Annotated in this window: 6 protein-coding genes; 5 read left to right on the top strand and 1 reads right to left on the bottom strand. The window is 44.0% G+C overall.

All coding sequences use genetic code 11. The annotated features are described in order from the left end of the window. The 4 genes from AAH446_RS19545 to AAH446_RS19530 all read left to right on the top strand — a co-directional run. Nucleotides 1–775 (top strand): VENN motif pre-toxin domain-containing protein (locus AAH446_RS19545; RefSeq protein WP_342908335.1); only part of this gene is annotated, 775 nt, incomplete at its 5' end. Next, nucleotides 772–1,026, top strand: a complete 255-nt coding sequence (locus AAH446_RS19540; protein WP_342908334.1) for a hypothetical protein — start codon at nt 772–774, stop codon at nt 1,024–1,026. The genes AAH446_RS19545 and AAH446_RS19540, both read left to right, overlap by 4 nt. A gap of 150 nt (nt 1,027–1,176) precedes the next feature. Next, nucleotides 1,177–1,833 (top strand): hypothetical protein, encoded by a 657-nt coding sequence (locus tag AAH446_RS19535; RefSeq protein ID WP_463322840.1) that lies wholly within the window; start codon nt 1,177–1,179, stop codon nt 1,831–1,833. A 7-nt stretch (nt 1,834–1,840) separates the two neighbouring features. Then, complete coding sequence (locus AAH446_RS19530) at nt 1,841–2,185, top strand: zinc ABC transporter substrate-binding protein (RefSeq protein ID WP_428945504.1); 345 nt, start codon at nt 1,841–1,843, stop codon at nt 2,183–2,185. Nucleotides 2,186–2,343: 158 nt separating this feature from the next. On the opposite strand, the gene AAH446_RS19525 is transcribed toward AAH446_RS19530, so the two are convergent. Next, nucleotides 2,344–2,493, bottom strand: a complete 150-nt coding sequence (locus AAH446_RS19525) for a SymE family type I addiction module toxin (protein WP_342908333.1) — start codon at nt 2,491–2,493, stop codon at nt 2,344–2,346. Nucleotides 2,494–2,543: 50 nt separating this feature from the next. Between AAH446_RS19525 and AAH446_RS19520 the strand changes: the two genes are divergently transcribed. After that, nucleotides 2,544–3,044, top strand: a complete 501-nt coding sequence (locus AAH446_RS19520) for an immunity 42 family protein (protein WP_342908332.1) — start codon at nt 2,544–2,546, stop codon at nt 3,042–3,044. Nucleotides 3,045–3,056: the final 12 nt, after the last annotated feature.

The following is a 3,056-nucleotide window of genomic DNA, read 5'->3' as shown; positions in this document are numbered from 1 at the left end:
AGAAATCAGTCGTCTGCCGGAAAGCGACCGTCAGGAAATCAGCCTGCTGAGCACGCTGGCAGCCGGCGCCGCGGGCGGGTTGATGGGTGACAGTATGGCTGCTACTGTGACAGGTGCGCAGGCCGGGAAGAATGCGGTTGAGAATAATAATCTGGGTAGTGTACTGGCAGCAGCGAATAAGCAGAAACCCGGAACCGTAGCGAACTACGAATCAGGAACCCAGGCAGCAATTAAAGAAGCCTGCAGCGGGGATACGCCGGTATCATGCCAGACGGCCGTGGCCGCGATGGGTAGTGTGATGGCATGGCCATTACTGCCCGGAGCAGCGGCAACCACCAGTCTTATTGGTGCAGGAGCTAACGCAGGAGTGGGCTATCTTGTTAACGGTGAGGTTAATCCGAATGATGTCATCCTGGGTTACTGGACAGGTGCGTTTACTGCCGGGACCGGGCTGTGGGGTACCATGGGCGTGAATGCGATAAGCGGCGGCACATCCAGTTATCTCAAAGGTGATGATCCGCTGAAAGGTGCAGCAATGAGCGGAGCGGCGTCGGGACTGGGGTATGGAGTCGGAAAACTAGTCGAGTTGCCGCTTGATAAAGTCCTGAACCCTATGAAACCATGGAAAGACTGGCTCTGGGTTGATGTCGGAATGGGGATATCCAAACCTTTACCGATTGATCCATTGCCTGGGATTGCGGGTAACATAACCGGTTCTATAACAGCAGAATATGAAAATGATCAAGCAGGAAAAACATTAGGAGGCGGAAAATGAAAATCTCAGCCTCAAAATGGTTTTTGATTTTTTCTTATCTAATAGTTACTTTTCCTATCGGAGTGTTTATTGCCTCTACAGCTACGCAGATTTTAATAAAACTTTTTTACTTTTTCTTTCTTGAATTACCTTTGGATTTTTCTTCTATTGATTACATGAAAATTTTAAAAGGAAGTATCGCAGGAGGAGTCATTGGAGCAATAGGATGTTGGTGGATTTACTACCAGCACTACAGAAAAAAACAAAAGTGATAGCACAAAAATCCCAGCCTTCGCGGTTGGAATTTTGCGGTTGAGAATAATGCGCTGAGCGCTACACAATCTCTTGCCTTCGACAAAGAATTGTCGGATTGCCGTAAATCAGGCGGTGACTGCCAGGCCGTTATTGATAAGTGGAAGCAGGTGAGCGATAAGCAAAGCGCAGAAACCGACCAGAAACTTCAGGACGACCCGCTGGGAGTCCAGGTATGGGATAAGGAAGTGGCCCAGGGCGGTTATGATATGGCAGAGTGTCCCGGCTGGATCGGTAATCTTCCTGGTGTGGATGTGATGACCAGCGAGGAAGCCAAAGCGTACGTTCAGCAGTGGAACGGTCAGGATCTGGCGAAGATAGATGTAAACAGCCCTGAGTGGGTAAAATATGCGGCGTTTGCATCAGATCCTGAGAATCAGGCAGCATTAGCTTCATTGGTTAAATCGGGCAATGATCTTTTTAAGCTTGCTAAAACAACTGTTTCGAATATAGCTCAAGGTGGAGTATCGACAGGCATAAAGAGCATGCAAACAGGGTTGAGAAACCCCCAGCAAGTAGACCAGATAAAAAATGACATGACGTCAGGAAATTATAGGTTTAATGCTCCTGAAGGCCGTATAGCTGGATATATAGATAGTAAGGGAAATTATTATATATCTGAAGGTAACCATCGGATTGTGGCTGCTCAGGAAATATATAAAAAGACTGGAGATAAATCTTACATAGATAAATTACTTCAAAATGGCTCATGGACTCAGACAAAGAATGCTCCAGCAGGAGCTAAATCTATGCCGACAAGGAAGTGATGATCTTATGGAGAATGATATCCTTATGAAAAAAAATGAGATATATGTAAAAATGTTATCTCTTTCCCTGCCTTACATCAGAAATATTCAGTCATTGGATGAAAAAGATAAAGGGCGTGATATATCGTGCTACTTTGAAGCTGAATTAGTACATAACCTAATGCATACACTGCTCATCTCAGACTTCGTTGAGCATGATTTATGGTTCTTAAATAATCAAGCAAAATACTATTTTGAGAAATGCAGTGAAGACATATCACCTAACTATATTCAACACGTTAAATATATAGAATCATTATTTAAATTGGTTCCTGATGAATTAAAGTCTAAGCTACAATGGCAAGGCCCTTGATAAAAATCCCAGCACTCGCGGCTGGGATTTTTATCTTTATAACCAGTAAGTTAACCCAGGCTGTGCCACTCCACCGTTCCATCCGGGATCCTGCGTAGCCGCTTCTGCGGCGTGGCAACCAGCTCAATAAACGCCGCTGTCTCCCGCTGCTTGCGGGCCTACAGCTTCTTGCAGGCCCGCTTCAGCGTGGTCACCACCTCTGGCTCGGCGGACAGCTCCGGCTGCGGCTCCTGTCGGGTAATAATCAGGCAGTCCTGCATTACCCGCACGTTAACCGGCGTCCCTGTTGTGAATCCCGCCTCCTCCATAGAAAACTAGGTAGCTTCAACAAAGAAATTAAAGAATTGAAGGGAAAAAAATGATTTTTGGTCAACCTTTTGAATTTGCTGTTTTTTACGAGATTTTAGAAAAAACAGAGGATAATTACTGGAAGTATGGAATCTTTAATTTTTTTATCGAGGATGAAATATATCCATCGAAAGGATCAAACTATACATTACATATGGCTATTAATTATTTAAAAGATAGTCAGGAAGAAATAAATAGTTGTAATAATGTCGGGTTGTCCTTGTCAGAAAATGCGTTTGAGCTGCTAACGCAATTGGCTCACTCACATGGAATGCTTCTTGATAGTGATCCTGGTGATCTTGAACTACCTGATTCTGAATCGGTAGGGGTGTTTTTAAGCCCTGTCGAAATAGCAGACGCTGGATTCTATTTATTTTATTATCCTAAAGATAATGATTATGAGTGTTTAATATACAGTTCAGATTATGGCAGCACTGCTAAAAAAAGTACTTTAAAGAAAGGAACGGTCAATAACGTGCTCCAAAAACTCCCTTATCAAGAAGCTATATAGAAATAAATCCCA

Origin of the sequence: Erwinia psychrophila (assembly GCF_039023475.1) — a bacterium.
Taxonomy (GTDB): Bacteria; Pseudomonadota; Gammaproteobacteria; order Enterobacterales; family Enterobacteriaceae; genus Erwinia.
This window is presented reverse-complemented; position numbering and strand designations above follow the sequence as displayed.

Coding starts and splice junctions, on each gene's coding strand:
- AAH446_RS19540 (WP_342908334.1), top strand. CDS start 772: ATGAAAATCTCAGCCTCAAAATGGTTTTTGATTTTTTCTTATCTAATA.
- AAH446_RS19530 (WP_428945504.1), top strand. CDS start 1,841: ATGGAGAATGATATCCTTATGAAAAAAAATGAGATATATGTAAAAATG.
- AAH446_RS19525 (WP_342908333.1), bottom strand. CDS start 2,493: ATGGAGGAGGCGGGATTCACAACAGGGACGCCGGTTAACGTGCGGGTA.
- AAH446_RS19520 (WP_342908332.1), top strand. CDS start 2,544: ATGATTTTTGGTCAACCTTTTGAATTTGCTGTTTTTTACGAGATTTTA.